Origin of the sequence: Sphingobacterium thalpophilum (assembly GCF_038396785.1) — a bacterium.
GTDB lineage: Bacteria > Bacteroidota > Bacteroidia > Sphingobacteriales > Sphingobacteriaceae > Sphingobacterium > Sphingobacterium thalpophilum_A.
The window spans coordinates 4,465,696-4,480,597 of record NZ_CP151087.1; the positions used below are offsets into that span (position 1 = coordinate 4,465,696).

Consider the following 14,902-nt stretch of genomic DNA (forward strand, 5'->3'; position numbering starts at 1 on the left):
ACTCAATACTAGGTACTTAATACTTAAAACAAATATGGCAAATTTAAAAGAAGTAAGAAACCGGATTACCTCGGTATCATCAACACAGCAGATCACGAAAGCTATGAAAATGGTTTCGGCTGCTAAATTGAAGCGCGCTACTAACGCTATCTTACAATTGCGCCCATATGCGAATAAACTAAGAGATATTTTGGCGGATGTTTCTGCGAGTGTTGAGGGAAGTAACTCTCCTTTTACAGTGGACCGCGAGCCAAATAAGGTGTTGATCGTTGTTGTTTCTTCGAACAGAGGTTTGGCTGGAGCATTCAACGCAAATGTTATCAAAGCGACTAATAACTTGATCTTTAACAAATATGCCGAGCAACATGCAAAGGGTAATTTGAGTATCATTGGTATTGGTAAAAAGGGTTATGACTTCTACTCGAAACGTAACTTCAATATGGTAGCTAATCACTCTGATTTGTTTTCTGATTTAAATTTTGGTTCTGTATCTGTGGTGACTGAATTTATCATGGAACAATTCAAAGAAGGTAATTTTGATCGTGTTGAAGTGATCTATAATCAGTTCAAAAATGCAGCAGTTCAAGAGTTGACTGCAGAGCAGATTTTACCATTATTACCTGCGGAGGAAAACAAACAACATACGCATAAAGCAAAAATAGAAGCTGAGGTGGATTATATCATCGAGCCTTCCAAAGAGAAGATTATCGAGGAGTTGATTCCTAAAGCAATCAAGATTCAATTATACAAAGCTGTTTTAGATTCGAATGCCTCTGAACATGGAGCACGTATGACGGCAATGGATAAAGCTACAGAGAATGCTGGTGACTTAATCAAATCACTTAAGCTATCTTACAACCAGGCACGTCAAGCTGCAATTACAACAGAATTGACGGAGATCGTATCTGGTGCAGCAGCATTATCAAACGGATAATTTTTTTATTCCGAAATATATAGAAAAAGGGCTAATCACACATGATCAGCCCTTTTTCTATATACGCTATTATCTACCATCGAATTAAGGCTGAACCCCACGTAAATCCTGCTCCAAAAGCTGCCAAACATACGAGATCACCGTCTTTAATCTTTCCTTCTTCCCAAGCCTCGCATAGTGCTATCGGTACAGAGGCTGCAGTGGTATTACCATATTTCTGAATATTGTTGAATACCTGATCCTCCCTTAATCCAAGTGTTTTCTGTACAAATTGTGAAATGCGAAGATTGGCCTGATGTGGAATTAATAAATCGATATCATTAGTTTTTAAATTATTTTTTGCTAGTGCTTCATGAATAACCTCAGGGAATTTGACAACAGCTTTTTTGAAGACGGCCTGTCCATCCATATTTGGAAACGCAGTCCCATCTTCGAGCATCTCCTTGGTCATCAATAATCCTCCCAATTCTTGGTCCGGCCAATCGGGCATTTTATCCAGCCAAATTCCACTGGATGCACCGGGATAATACATAGCTAGCTTTTCGGCATCGTCTCCGTCTGAATGTAAGTGCGTGCTCAGGATTCCTTTGCCGTTTTCGGCTGTGGGTTGCACAACCACTGCTCCGGCACCATCGCCGAAAATAACAGAAACGGCTCGTCCTCTCGTAGAAAAGTCAAGTGCAAAAGAGTGTTTCTCCGAACCAACCACTAGCACATTTTTGTACATCCCTGTTTTGACAAATTGATCGGCAATAGAAAGTGCATATATAAAACCTGAACATTGGTTTCTAATATCCAGCGCCCCGACCTCCTTCATCTTCATTTCCCGTTGCAGTAGAACGGCGCAGCCCGGGAAATAATAATCTGGCGATAAGGTGGCAAAGATGATGAAGTCGACATCTTCAGGTGTAATATGGGCTCGTTCGATGGCAATTTTAGCGGCTTCGACCCCCATAGTGGTGGTGGTTTCGCCTATTCGGTCTGCATATCTACGTTCTTTAATGCCAGTTCGTTCTTGAATCCATTCGTCACTGGTATCCATAAAGCGTGTTAGGTCATTATTGGTATATACATTTTTTGGAACGTAATAGCCAATTCCTGCAATTTTTGACTGTAACATAATAAATTCCTCTAATTGATTGTATTCTTCCCTTTTATATTATCGTTAATTTAGAAAAAAATATTCTATTTTTGCAGCATGGGTACCCAAACTGCTGAAGAAACCTTTACGTTAGAAGAGATATTAGCCTCTGTGAAAGAGTCTAATCGACTCATTTTGTGGAATGATGAAACCAATACGTTTGAACATGTGATTCATTGTCTCATCTATCATTTACAATATACCGAGAAGCAAGCTGAGAAGATTGCCTGGAAAGTACACACTGAGGGGAAATGTGCTGTATTGGAAGGCACCTATACGGAGATGGAAATCTATCGTAAAATTCTGAAAGCCGAGGGATTGACTGTTTCTGTGGAGTAATTTACTATTCTTTTGTTACCGTAATAATATGGTTACGCTTCAATTTTGTCTATAAGTTTTAGTTTTCTTTGCACTATAACTTATAAACTAAGCTGAAGCATGTTTTTTTACGCTAAATCGTTTAAATCTTTCTTATTTGTATTCTTTTTACCTGTTGTCCTTTTTGCTCAAACAGGTCAAATCAAAGCTATTTTAGTTGATAGCGAAACCTCTAAACCTATTTCATCGGCTAGTGTCGCGCTCTTGGACGCCCATAGTAACGTTCTTGTTAAGGGGGGACAGTCTGTATCCCAAGGATTCCTTTTGTTGTCTGATATTAAACCTGGTAAATATATTGTCCGTATCACTTATGTTGGCTACGAGACACAAACTATAGATAGTATAGCGGTCTTAGGGGGTAAAAGTAAGGACTTAGGTCGAATTGCTTTGAAACCTACGGGTAATATGTTGAATGAAGTTGTTATTGAAGGACGAGCTCCAGCCATGCAGATTGGTATAGACCGTAAAATCTTCAATGTAGGTGAGAGTTTGGTCAGCGCGGGTGGAACAGCGACTGATGTGCTTGCTAATGTTCCCACTTTGCAAGTTGATCAGGATGGATCGGTCAGTTTGCGTGGATCAAGTAGTGTGAAGATTTTAATCGACGGCCGGGAGTCTGCTTTAGCAGGAAATGATGTAACTTCTTTGCTTCAGAGTCTACCTGCCAATTCAATTGAAAAAGTTGAAGTCATCACAAATCCATCCTCTAAATATGATGCAGAGGGCCAAACTGGGATTATCAATATTGTTTTAAAGAAAAATATTCGAACAGGGCTGAACGGATCGATAAATACATCCGCTGGTTCTTATGATAATTATATGGCTGGTATAACATTGAATTATCGTGATCGGAAATTCAATTACTTCGGATCCTATAACTTCAATAAACGAAACATGTTGGGAAGTGGGAAAACGGACAACACGTTTTTTGGTGATAGCACGCGTAATTATAGCGAATCCGAATCGTCAAGAAAGGGCAATAGCCATACGGTAAAAGCTGGGTTTGATTATAATATGTCAGATCGAACTTCATTGAGTTTTTCGGGTAATTTAAGTATACGTGATAACAAGCGAATAGAGGACTTGAATTATGAGTTCTTCAAGCAATCGCAGATGACAGGAACGAGTGTTCGAAATTCAACGCAATTTGAGGACGATCTGGGTTATGAATTAAATGCTGATTTTAAACATCAATTTAAGCGAGAAGGAGAGGAGTTGACCGGGAATGCAAGTTATGGAAGAGACAAGGAAGATGGTACAAATGATTTTTCTCAAAATTATACCGATGGACGGAAGGCCACTTCACGGAAGAATGTTACGTCTGAGGATGGCAAGAATATCAACCTTCAATTAGATTATGTTTTACCTTTCTCTGAAGTAAGCAAATTTGAGGCGGGTTACCGTTCTCAAATCAGAAAGTCATTTGATACCCAGTTTTCCAGATCACTCGATTCTATAGGTAACTATGTGCCAGATTATAGAATCAGCAACGATTTTGATTTCACGAGTACAGTCCATGCGATCTATGCGAATTATCAAAATAAATTAACGGATAAAATTGGCTATCAAATCGGACTACGTGGAGAACAATTTGAGCTGAAGTCTACCTATTTCTCCAAGGATCCAGCTGCTGTGGAAACGGAATCCAATGCTAAACAGAAATTTTTCAGGTTATATCCAACACTGTTTTTAACCTACGATGTTGGTGAAAATGGTGATAAAGTTCAATTTAGCTACTCGCGCCGTGTTCAACGGGCTCGTGGTTGGCAAGTTAACCCATTTTTAAACGTATCCGATGATTTGAATTATCGTCAGGGAAATCCGAATCTGAAACCGGAAGATGTGCACAGTTTGGAAATGAGCTTTGCCAAAACCTTTGGTAAAGTAAACCTCATATCTTCGGCTTATTTCAATCACGCAAGTGAGGTTATTCAGCCATTTGTTTACAAGATAGAGGATGGAAGAACATACAGTAGATGGGAGAATATGACCAGTCGTAATCTTTCGGGTTTTGAGTTTATTTCAAAGATCAACGCAACGAAGGATTTTGACTTTACATTTAATCTCAATTTGATCCACATTCAGTATAATGCAAACCCGGACTATGATATTAAAGAACGAAAGGATTTCGCTTATAATGCTAATCTGACCGCTAATTATCGTTTTACGCCAACATTTTCTGCACAAGTGCGCGGCGAGTATAATTCTTCCCGTGTAATGGCTCAGGGACAGATGAATGCAATGAAAGGTATGGATCTGGCCTTGAAAAAAGATGTGTTTAAGAAGAAAGCTTCAATTATGTTGAATGTTAGAGATGTATTTAATTCGCGGAAAATGAATGGTGTGACAGAAACCTCTCAACTTATATCCAATTTTGAGCACCGTTGGATGAAGCGGATGGTAACTTTATCACTTTCCTATCGGTTTGGTAGCCAAGATTTAAACAAATCAAAGAAGAAAGAGTCAAATACAAATGAAATGGGCGGTGGAGAGGAATATTAAAAAATATTCCTCTTTATACACTCAAATGCTTAAATTTAATTTTAAAACAAACCTAAAACTAAAAAGAATGAAGTTATTAAAAACAGTTCTTGCGGTATCGGTGATTGCTTTTTCAGCACATCTTAATACTGCCGTAGCGCAAGCAAAAAAAGAGGTTCCTGCTTACAAAATCTTAGATTTACCTCGTGTAGATATCAAGAAATTTAAAAAGAATAAAGCTGGAGCCTATGTTATTTTTGATGGTACTTCGCTGGAAGGCTGGAGAGGATATGATAAGACCGTAGTCCCGAAAAGATGGGTAATTAATGAGGGGGCGATCAAATTTGATAGCCAAGCTAATGTTGGTAAAGAAGAAGGCGGAGATTTGGTCTTTGCTCATGATTTTAAGAATTTCGAATTGGAGATGGAATGGAAAGTTGCTAAAGGAGCAAATTCGGGTATCTTCTTTTTAGCGAAGGAAGTGGAAGGACAGCCGATTTATATCTCGTCTCCAGAATGCCAGGTCTTGGACAATGAAAACCATCCTGATGCTAAAATGGGGGTAGATGGAAACCGTAAATCGACTTCATTGTACGATATGATTCCTGCCAAGCCGCAGAATGGTAAACCGTATGGCGAGTGGAATAAGGTTAAGATCAGAGTAAACAATGGCAAGGTCGAGCATTTTCAAAATGGTGTAAAGGTTGTTGAATATACATTATGGGATAAGTCGTGGATTGATTTATTGCAAAAAAGTAAATTCAGTGAAGAAAAATGGCCTTTGGCTTTTGAATTGTTGAGTCATGTTGGTGGCGATAGCAAATCAGGGCTTATCGGTCTTCAGGATCATGGAAATGACGTCTGGTTTAAGAATATTACCGTTAAGGTTCTAAAATAGAAAAAGCAGCTTTAAGCTGCTTTTTCTATTTGCTATAGTATCGATTGTAACTCTTTTAAGTCGATAACCATATGTGATACATCGTCCGGTTTTTCAATAACATTTGGGTTAAAGAAAATGGCATCCATGCCTACATTTACGGCTCCACGGATGTCGGCATCCAGGTTATCTCCAATCATCAGTGATTGCTGCGCCCGAGCTTGAGCAGTCGTCATAGCGAACTCAAATATTCGGGGGTCCGGTTTATTCACGCCGATGACTTCCGAAATAAAAATATGTTTGAAATATTTACTGAGGTTGCTCTTTTCCAGTTTGGTCTCACAGGCCTCTTTAAAACCATTCGATATCAGGTGAAGATTGTATCTGTCAGCCAAATAAGCCAAGGTTTCATGTGCATGTGGAAACAGATTTGTTTTTTTTGGACAGATAGCGAGGTATTCCAGTTCGAATTCTTCAGGAAACAACTCCGGATCGACACCGAGCTCAGTAAAGGTGTCGGCAAAGCGTGCTTTCCTGAGTTCTGGTTTTGATATCTTTCCGTGATGATAGAGCCCCCAAAGGCGATGATTGTTAACCGTATAAGTTTCTATAAAACGAGTGGATGACTCTTGATTGAACAAGTGATCAAACTTGTATTTAAAATATAACTCGTGCAGACTTTCTTCGGCATTTTTATCAAAATCCCATATGGTATGATCCAGGTCGAAGAAAATGTCTTTTTTCTCGTGATTAAACATATACAAAATTAAAACAAATTAATTTTAAATTCCAAGTCAGTTGGGTTAGCTAGTGATGAAATTAAAGGTCACTTTTAGCGCTATCGGGTCTCCGATGGTTTATATGAGTCTGTTTGGTGATTTTAGTCTTATTGCGAATCGGTTAATTTTCTTCTTTGTGTCATAATCCTCCGGATATTTCCGAATACATAGGTGAATACCTATTTTTGTCACATGAAGAAAGCGCTGTTACTCTTTTATTTTCTATTGTTCTATGCGGTTATGCAACTGATATGGTGGGGGGTGATGTTTATTCGTTTTGATCCGAGTAAAAAGAACATGATCATAGGGGAGGGAATATTCTTCTTGATTATTTTCTTGTGGGGTGCATGGCGATTGAAGCGACTGGTTGAAAGGGAGCAGAAACTGTTGCAGCAACAGCAGAACTTTCTTTTGGCTATCACACATGAACTTAAATCGCCGTTGGCTTCTGTCAAATTGTATATTCAAACGATTTTGAGACGTGATCTTGACAAGGAGCAACAACAAACGTTCTTGAGAAATTCGCTGAAGGATATCGAGCGTTTGGATGATCTGGTTGAAAATGTATTGATGACAACCAAGTTGGACAGCCGTAACTACAGTATGCCGAAAGAGGATTTTAATTTTACTGCTTTGGTAGAACAGGTTGTGGATAGACTTCAAAAGAATTCCTGTAGTTCGCAAGTCTTGAAACCTTATTTGGAGTCGGATATCATTATTCATGCTGATAAGTTTGCGATTAGTAATGTGGTTACTAATCTGATAGAAAATGCCATTAAGTATTCACCGGCATGTGCTATGGTGGATGTGAAATTATATACGGAGAATAATAAAATAATTTTTTCTGTTGCTGACCATGGTATCGGTATCAGTGATGAAGAGAAAAAACTTATCTTTAATAAGTTTTATCGCGTGGGAAGTGAGGCAACACGAAAAACCAAAGGTACAGGTTTGGGGTTATATATCGTGAAAACCGTATTGCAGAAGCACGACGCGACCATAAAAGTTAAAGATAACACTCCTAAAGGGAGTATTTTTGAAGTAACATTTGAAAGAAATGCAAAGTAAACAAAGAATATTACTTGTCGAAGATGAAGAACACTTGTTAGAAGCTATCAAGTTGAATCTCGAAATGGAAGGTTACCGTGTTACTACGGCTACCGATGGAAAAAAAGCACTAAAAGTCTTCAAGGAGGAACGTTTCAACTTGGTGGTTTTGGATGTGATGATTCCCGAAATAGATGGATTCCAAGTAGCTGAAACTATTCGACTGCAAAACACTGAAGTTCCTATCATGTTTTTAACTGCGAAAAATAGCAGTGAGGATCGAATTACGGGTCTTAAGAAAGGGGCGGATGATTATTTGGTAAAACCTTTCAACTTAGAAGAATTGATCCTTCGCGTTGGAAATTTGGTGCGTCGTGGCATGAAACCGGATGATTTGAAAGAACTAAATTCTTATCAAATCGGTGATAAAACGATCTATTTTAATTCGTATGAGCTACATCATGCGGATGGCACGATCACTTCTTTGACAAAGAAGGAGACTATGCTGTTGAAACTGTTGATTGAACGACGTAATGAGGCAGTATCACGGGAACAAATATTGGAGACCGTATGGAATTACGATGTTTATCCATCTACGCGTACCATCGACAATTTTATCTTAACCTTCCGAAAATATTTCGAACCAGATCAAAAGCATCCGATTTATTTCCATTCTATCAGAGGTGTTGGTTATAAGTTTACCGACAATAACGCATAGGTAGAAAGAGATGATGACAATCAAGGCTAGAATAGTCGTTATTTTTATTGCTGCATTATTTTTAGGCTATGGCTTATACCAGGGGCATTATCAAACTACTGTGCTGATAGCGGGTGGAATAGGCTACTTGATTTGGAGTCATTTTAGAGAAGGGTCCGTTTTTTTGGCAACGCAGGCTTTTCATAGACAAGATTATGAAAAGGCAAAAAACTTGCTTGCTGAGATAAAGAATCCGGATGCACTTCGTAAAGGCAGGCGCAATTTCTATGAATTTATGATGGGAAACATTGCGCTTAAAGAGGAACGTGTCGATGAGGCTGAATATCATTTTCAGCTAGCTTCGCGTCTGCCTTGGAAAAAAGATAATGAAAAGGGTATGGTTATGATTAATCTAGCAAATATAGCGCTGCGAAAGTTGGATTATGAAAGAGCTAGAGCTTATACAGATGTTGCCAATAAGTTACATCTGACGGCTAGGCAGAACAGCATTATTACAAAAATAGAAAACGAAATTTCAAAACATTTATAGTGAGTACTACTTTACAAAACGACTTATTGATTAGAGCTGCGTTCTCGCAGCAAACGGAAAGACCTCCTGTGTGGATGATGCGTCAAGCTGGACGCTTTATGAAGGAATATTGGGATATCAAGAATAAATATTCCTTTTTGGAGATGTGCAAAACACCAGAAATTGCTGCGGATGTCACTATGCTCCCAGTAGATTTGCTAGGCATTGATGCCGCTATTTTATTTTCTGATATTTTAGTTACAGCTGAAGCTATGGGAGGGGATCTGTCCTTTGAGCAAGGTGTCGGTCCTCGTTTTTCTAATCCTGTTCGCTCTGTAAAGGATGCTGAAGCTTTGTCTACCAACTGTTTGGATAAATTGCAGTATGTTGCTGATGCAATCAAGGTCATTCAACAACGTCTTGACAGCCGCATCCCTTTGATTGGTTTTGCGGGCGCACCATTTACAATTTTAAGTTATTTGGTTGAAGGTGGATCTTCAAAAGATTTTAAGTTAACGAAGTTGATGTTGAACAATCAGCCTGAGTTAGCACATCTGATCCTTCAAAAGATTGCAGATGTAACGGTTGAATATCTTAACATGCAGATTGCAGCCGGAGTAAATGCAATTCAATTATTTGATAGCTGGGCCTTGGCCTTATCTTGGAATGATTATCGTGATTTTTCGCATTATTATAATAAGCAGATTATTGCGAAGTTGAACCGTAAGGATATTCCAGTCATTTCCTTTTGCAAAGGATCTTCTGTTTTTGCACCAATGATGGTCGAAGCGCAACCTGATGTTGTTTCTATCGATTGGAATGCAGATTTAAAAAATATTAAACAATCTCTGCCGCAGGGTATTGCTGTTCAAGGGAATTTGGATCCATTTGTTTTGTATGCAGATAAACCTGTTATCAAAAAGAAGATTATCGAACTATTTGAGCGCATGAGAGGTGAAAATGGTTTTATTTTCAATTTGGGTCATGGTATTATGCCGGATATTCCTTTTGATAATGTAAAATATGCCATTGAGGTTGTAAAGGAATTTAGCTATTAGTTTGCTATCCACTTCAACAACAAAAACGACTTGCCTCTGGCAGGTCGTTTTTGTTGTTACATGCTACAATGTCGTGTTTTTGATAGTGTTCTTTTGTATAATGGATGTAAGATTTGTGCAATTGATGTTTGGACGTATTGATTGCTCTTAACTTTTCTTATTTTTGTGCCTATGGTCTATTTATATGCAAAAGCAGTTCATATTATCTTTGTGATTTGTTGGTTGTCAGGTCTGTTCTATATGCCTCGACTCTTTATATATCATACAGAAGCGAAGGACAAGAGTCAGGAAGCATTTGATGTTTTGCATAAAGAATTCAGTAAGATGGAAAAATTACTGTGGTGGGTAATTACTACTCCTGCGATGTACATCACAGTCTTTTCTGCACTAGTTATGTTATGCTATTCCCCTGGCTTATTATCCATGGGGTGGATGCATGTAAAACTGACATTCGTTCTGGGAATGATAATTTATCATTTTACCTGCCAGAAGATTATGTTCAAATTAAGCCGTCAAGAATCCAAATTAACCTCAACAAAACTCCGTTTGTTTAATGAGGTCGCGACAGTTTTATTATTTGCGATTGTTTTTACTGTTGTCTTAAAGTCAGCCCTGAATTGGATATTTGGTGTTTTGGGGCTCTTAATTTTATCCATCGCTTTAATGATGGCCGTAAAACTTTATAAGAAGTACCGGAACAAGAAAGCATAACAAAATGTTAAATTCGTCTGGTTTCTTAATCCTTTTTTATGCTGTGTAGTCGAAAGATTATAAATTGAATCGGATTATGTACAGGAAAATTTTGGTGACGGTCTCGTTGCTTATTGTCGCAACGGCTGGGTTCGCGCAGCGATACAGACCTTTTGGAGGAGCATTAAATATCTATTCTACTGATATTCCATTTTTTCTTTATATCAACAACGTTTTGTATAACAATAGAGCTTCCACGGATATCAGGGTCGCCAATTTGACGAGTCGTCGTTATGATCTGCGTATTGTGTTTGCTGATAGGCAGCAACGAACGTTGAACGGTAGCGGCGTGCAACTTGTCAATAGAAATGGACAATATATGAATGTTGTATTTTCTGTCAGTAGCAGACGTGGAAATAGGGGGATTATCTTGGAGTCCATGAATCCTGTTGATCGGTATAACAACGGTAATTATCGTGAGGATTTACCTTATACTAACCGGGATGGATATCACAATGAACAAGGTAATGATCGATACAGACAATCAGAAGATCGAGACGATTTGCCAGACAATAATCGTGAAGGATATAACAAAGGATGGAATAATGATCGATATAGGCAATTGGGAGACGATAAGGTTTATCGCGACGTTGTAGCGAATCAAAGAGGATATGCTGAAAATGAAGATAATGATCAGTCTGATAACGGAGTAATGAATAAGACGAATTCTAATCGATTGAACGATCTATTGAATCAGAAGGAAAACGATCAGGATAGGCTTGCTGTAGCTGCTCAGGAATTAAAAAGTATGCGCCTAAGTGTTACTGAAATTGTTGATTTAATGGAACTTTTTATACGAGATGATAATAAACTGGCTTTTGCCAAATATGCTTATCCGACCTGTGTGGATAAACAGCATTATGAGAGAGTAGGGGATGCCTTATCGTTCAGTTCAACCCGGGAGAAGCTAGTGGATTTTTTAAAAAAATAAAAGGAGCATTTTGCTCCTTTTTTATTCACCGCCGAAGCAGATATATTTTAATTCCATATATTCATCCAAACCGTGTTTAGAACCTTCACGACCTACACCAGATTGTTTTACTCCACCAAAAGGAGCAGCTGCATTTGAAATAAGACCTGTGTTAATACCTACCATGCCAGCTTCTAGCTGTTCAGCAACACGAAAACAGCGATTTATATTTGTACTATAGAAATAGGAGGCTAGGCCAAATTCAGTAGCGTTGGCCATTGCTATTCCATCATCTTCTGTTTTGAAACTGAAAAGAGCGCAAATAGGACCAAAAGTCTCCTCGCGGAATATAAGTGCTTCTTTCGGGACGTTGGTCAGGACAGTTGGTTGGAAAAATAGGTCTTTGATGACCTTTCCTCCTGTAGCCAATTCGGCACCATGATTTAACGCGTCTTGCACATGATGCTGCACTTTTTCTAGCCCTTTTGTATTGATTAATGGACCTACCTGGACGCCTTTGTCAAGTCCATTGCCAACTTTCAATTTACTGACAGCATGGCTAAGTTTCATCGAAAACTCATCATAGACTTCTTCTTGGATTAGAAACCTATTGATGGAAACGCAAGTTTGCCCTGAGTTTCTAAATTTTCCGGCAATAGCTCCTTCGACTGCAGCATCAATATCCGCATCGTTAAAAACCAAAAAAGGAGCATTACCACCAAGCTCCATAGACACTTTTTTAATGTTAGAGGCTGATTGTTCTATGAGTGTTTTTCCGACTTCGGTTGAGCCTGTGAAAGATAGTTTTCGTATGAGGTTGTTCGTAGCGAGTTCTTTGCCGATACCAGCACTATCTTTTCCAGTAATCACATTAAAAACGCCTTTTGGAATCCCAGCATCTTCAGCCAGTTTAGCCAAAGCTATAGCAGAAAATGGTGTTTGAGATGCCGGTTTTAGCACAATGGTACAACCAGATGCCAAAGCTGGAGCAACCTTTCGGGTGATCATCGCTAAGGGGAAATTCCAGGGTGTAATTGCAGCAACAACTCCGACCCCTTGCCTAATTGTAAGCATTCTAGTTCCTTTTTTTTGAGAAGGTATCGTCTCACCATAGGCCCTTTTTCCTTCTTCTGAAAACCATTCTACGAAGGAACTACCGTAGTCAACTTCTACCCTCGATTCGCTAAGGGGTTTGCCACTTTCTAAGGTCATAATTTCCGCTAGATCGTCTTTATATTGCTGAATAAGATCGTACCACTTTCGGACGGTGTTGCATCGTTCCAGTACAGTTGTGTTTTTCCAGCTTTTCCACGCCTTGTCAGCATCAATTATGGCTTTAGTACAGTCAGCTACTTTTAGATCTGGCAACGAAGCAATAACTTTCCCTGTTGCAGGATTTACCACATCAAAGGTGTGTGTTGACTTGATAAATTTCCCATTGATATAGGCACTGTCAATTAAAAGTGTATTTTTCATCGATGTAAATTTAATTGTCACAAGTATAATTAGAAGATTTCTGAACTAAACTTCACTTCAATATGATCGTTGTTTGTTCAAATGAATCTCTCTCGCTCAGATTTTGACGGTATTGTACAAAACTCATTTTTTCCAAACCATCGATAGCGATTTTTAGCAAAATAATCATAGAGCGCATCTCTCCATTTGAGTGGTAAAATCTTCAGTAAATAACATGTCATGTAGGGGAAGCCCAATTGCTTACAAATCTTTAAAACAGCTTCACTTTTGAGATAGATACCGGTTGGAGATAGGAAAATGATGGAGTCAGTATTTTTGGGAATATTCGTTAGTGTGGTCCGGGCAAATTCAGACTGCAAAGAACTAAATAAGAATTTCTTTCTGCGATCTATTCTTAATAATAGTTGAACAAGGCGATTACAGATCAAGCAATCACCATCGAAAAAGATGATATATCTCCCTTGTTGTTCCATATTATAAAGTTACTTCTATTTATTGAAAGTACTGCCACAACAAGATCATAAAAGGGAGAGATTTTATCATTAACCGAGTTTAGTCCTCCATGTAAAAAAGGCGGTGTTTCTATTGGAAACACCGCCTTTTTTAATTCCTTTTTATAGGTTTTTCATGATTGTATGTCCCATACGATCCCTTTTGGTTTTTAAGTACTCTTCGTTAAAGGGATTTGCAGTTATTTCAATAGGTACATTTTCTATAATTTCAAGACCATAACCTACTAGGCCAGCACGTTTTGTCGGATTATTTGACATAAGACGCATTTTTGTGACACCAAGATTTCGAAGAATCTGTGCTCCGACACCATAGTCTCTTAAATCTGCTTTAAATCCTAATTGTACATTGGCATCTACCGTGTCCAAGCCATTTTCTTGTAACTTGTAAGCATGTAGCTTATTGATCAGTCCAATACCGCGACCTTCTTGATTCATATAGACAATAACACCTTTCCCCTCTTGCTGGATCATTTCCATTGCTTTGTGCAATTGAGGACCACAGTCACAACGGCAAGAACCAAAAATATCACCCGTAACACAAGAGCTGTGCACCCGCACCAAAATAGGCTCATCTTCATTCCACTCGCCTTTGTAAAGCGCTAAATGTTGTTCGCCAGTGTCTTTTTGTGTAAAGGCTTTCATCTTAAAATCACCAAATTGCGTTGGCATATTAACAGTGACTTCTTCATTGATTAAAGAATCGTGCTTAAGACGGTATTCAATTAGATCTTCAATACTAACGATCTTTAAATCAAATTTTTTAGCAACCTCTATTAGTTCTGGAAGTCTGGCCATTTCACCATCTTCTTTTAGAATCTCAACCAATACACCTGCTGGTTCAAATCCTGCTAATCGAGCAAGGTCAACGGTAGCTTCAGTGTGTCCTGTGCGACGTAATACGCCACCATCTTTTGCTATTAGCGGGAAAATATGTCCTGGTCTACCTAATTCTTCATAATGAATATTAGGATCAATCATTGCTTTAATTGTTTTCGAGCGGTCTGACGCAGAAATTCCGGTTGTACAACCGTATCCCTGTAAGTCAATGGAAACTGTAAAGTTTGTTTCATATACTGCTGTATTCTGTCCCACCATTAGATCCAGATGTAATGCATCTGCTCTTTCTTTTGTAATTGGGGCACACACTAGTCCACGACCATGAGTCACCATAAAGTTGATGATTTCGGGAGTTGCATTGCGGGCAGCTGTGACAAAGTCTCCTTCATTTTCGCGATCTTCGTCATCCACGACGATTACTACTTTTCCTGCTTGTATATCAGCGATCGCTTCTTCGATCGTGTTTAATTTGAAATCCATTTATTGATATATTGTA

At 38.6% G+C, this 14,902-nt stretch carries 15 protein-coding genes; 10 read left to right on the forward strand and 5 right to left on the reverse strand.

Annotation, left to right across the window (positions count from 1 at the left end; all coding sequences use genetic code 11):
- The first annotated feature begins 34 nt into the window (after positions 1-34).
- The gene (atpG, locus tag AACH28_RS19640) at positions 35-934 is read left to right on the forward strand and encodes an ATP synthase F1 subunit gamma (RefSeq protein WP_088162934.1); all 900 of its coding nucleotides are present in this window, start codon (positions 35-37) and stop codon (positions 932-934) included.
- Positions 935-1,007: 73 nt separating this feature from the next.
- Here atpG and AACH28_RS19645 read toward each other — a convergent pair whose 3' ends face one another.
- The gene (locus AACH28_RS19645; protein ID WP_070563148.1) at positions 1,008-2,054 is read right to left on the reverse strand and encodes a 3-oxoacyl-ACP synthase III family protein; all 1,047 of its coding nucleotides are present in this window, start codon (positions 2,052-2,054) and stop codon (positions 1,008-1,010) included.
- Between the two features lie 78 nt (positions 2,055-2,132).
- Here AACH28_RS19645 and AACH28_RS19650 point away from each other — a divergent pair, with 78 nt between their 5' ends.
- From AACH28_RS19650 to AACH28_RS19660, 3 genes are all read left to right on the forward strand, one after another.
- Positions 2,133-2,414 (forward strand): ATP-dependent Clp protease adaptor ClpS, encoded by a 282-nt coding sequence (locus AACH28_RS19650; protein WP_046671971.1) that lies wholly within the window; start codon positions 2,133-2,135, stop codon positions 2,412-2,414.
- Between the two features lie 99 nt (positions 2,415-2,513).
- Entirely contained in the window at positions 2,514-4,955 is a 2,442-nt protein-coding gene (locus AACH28_RS19655; protein WP_115046647.1) for a TonB-dependent receptor domain-containing protein, read from the forward strand.
- Between the two features lie 67 nt (positions 4,956-5,022).
- A complete protein-coding gene (locus AACH28_RS19660; protein WP_083295832.1) occupies positions 5,023-5,832 on the forward strand; it encodes a DUF1080 domain-containing protein in 810 nt (269 codons plus the stop codon).
- A 32-nt stretch (positions 5,833-5,864) separates the two neighbouring features.
- On the opposite strand, the gene AACH28_RS19665 is transcribed toward AACH28_RS19660, so the two are convergent.
- Positions 5,865-6,569: a YjjG family noncanonical pyrimidine nucleotidase gene (locus AACH28_RS19665; protein WP_286709743.1), complete on the reverse strand. Its 705-nt coding sequence runs from the start codon at positions 6,567-6,569 to the stop codon at positions 5,865-5,867.
- Between the two features lie 213 nt (positions 6,570-6,782).
- On the opposite strand from AACH28_RS19665, the gene AACH28_RS19670 reads away from it, so the two are divergent.
- From AACH28_RS19670 to AACH28_RS19695, 6 genes are all read left to right on the forward strand, one after another.
- Positions 6,783-7,658 carry a sensor histidine kinase KdpD gene (locus AACH28_RS19670; RefSeq protein ID WP_070563141.1) on the forward strand — a complete coding sequence of 292 codons (876 nt, stop codon included), beginning with the start codon at positions 6,783-6,785 and terminating at the stop codon, positions 7,656-7,658.
- Complete coding sequence (locus tag AACH28_RS19675; protein ID WP_070563139.1) at positions 7,648-8,355, forward strand: response regulator transcription factor; 708 nt, start codon at positions 7,648-7,650, stop codon at positions 8,353-8,355. Before AACH28_RS19670 ends, AACH28_RS19675 begins: the two co-directional genes overlap by 11 nt.
- A 10-nt stretch (positions 8,356-8,365) precedes the next feature.
- Positions 8,366-8,884: a hypothetical protein gene (locus tag AACH28_RS19680; RefSeq protein ID WP_341831284.1), complete on the forward strand. Its 519-nt coding sequence runs from the start codon at positions 8,366-8,368 to the stop codon at positions 8,882-8,884.
- Positions 8,884-9,921: a uroporphyrinogen decarboxylase gene (hemE, locus tag AACH28_RS19685; protein WP_070563136.1), complete on the forward strand. Its 1,038-nt coding sequence runs from the start codon at positions 8,884-8,886 to the stop codon at positions 9,919-9,921. The genes AACH28_RS19680 and hemE overlap by 1 nt, the downstream gene beginning before the upstream one ends.
- A gap of 171 nt (positions 9,922-10,092) precedes the next feature.
- Positions 10,093-10,632 carry a CopD family protein gene (locus AACH28_RS19690; RefSeq protein WP_341831285.1) on the forward strand — a complete coding sequence of 180 codons (540 nt, stop codon included), beginning with the start codon at positions 10,093-10,095 and terminating at the stop codon, positions 10,630-10,632.
- 76 nt (positions 10,633-10,708) lie between these two features.
- On the forward strand, positions 10,709-11,602 hold the full coding sequence (locus AACH28_RS19695; RefSeq protein ID WP_341831286.1) for a DUF4476 domain-containing protein: 894 nt from the start codon (positions 10,709-10,711) through the stop codon (positions 11,600-11,602).
- 21 nt (positions 11,603-11,623) lie between these two features.
- Here the strand turns inward: AACH28_RS19695 and AACH28_RS19700 are convergent, their stop codons facing one another.
- From AACH28_RS19700 to AACH28_RS19705, 3 genes are all read right to left on the reverse strand, one after another.
- Positions 11,624-13,057, reverse strand: coding sequence for an NAD-dependent succinate-semialdehyde dehydrogenase (locus AACH28_RS19700; RefSeq protein ID WP_341831287.1), 1,434 nt, complete (start codon positions 13,055-13,057; stop codon positions 11,624-11,626).
- A 77-nt stretch (positions 13,058-13,134) separates the two neighbouring features.
- Positions 13,135-13,530: a thiol-disulfide oxidoreductase DCC family protein gene (locus AACH28_RS25550; RefSeq protein WP_376745390.1), complete on the reverse strand. Its 396-nt coding sequence runs from the start codon at positions 13,528-13,530 to the stop codon at positions 13,135-13,137.
- Positions 13,531-13,671: 141 nt separating this feature from the next.
- Positions 13,672-14,886: a bifunctional 3,4-dihydroxy-2-butanone-4-phosphate synthase/GTP cyclohydrolase II gene (locus AACH28_RS19705; protein WP_341831288.1), complete on the reverse strand. Its 1,215-nt coding sequence runs from the start codon at positions 14,884-14,886 to the stop codon at positions 13,672-13,674.
- Between the last annotated feature and the right edge of the window lie 16 nt (positions 14,887-14,902).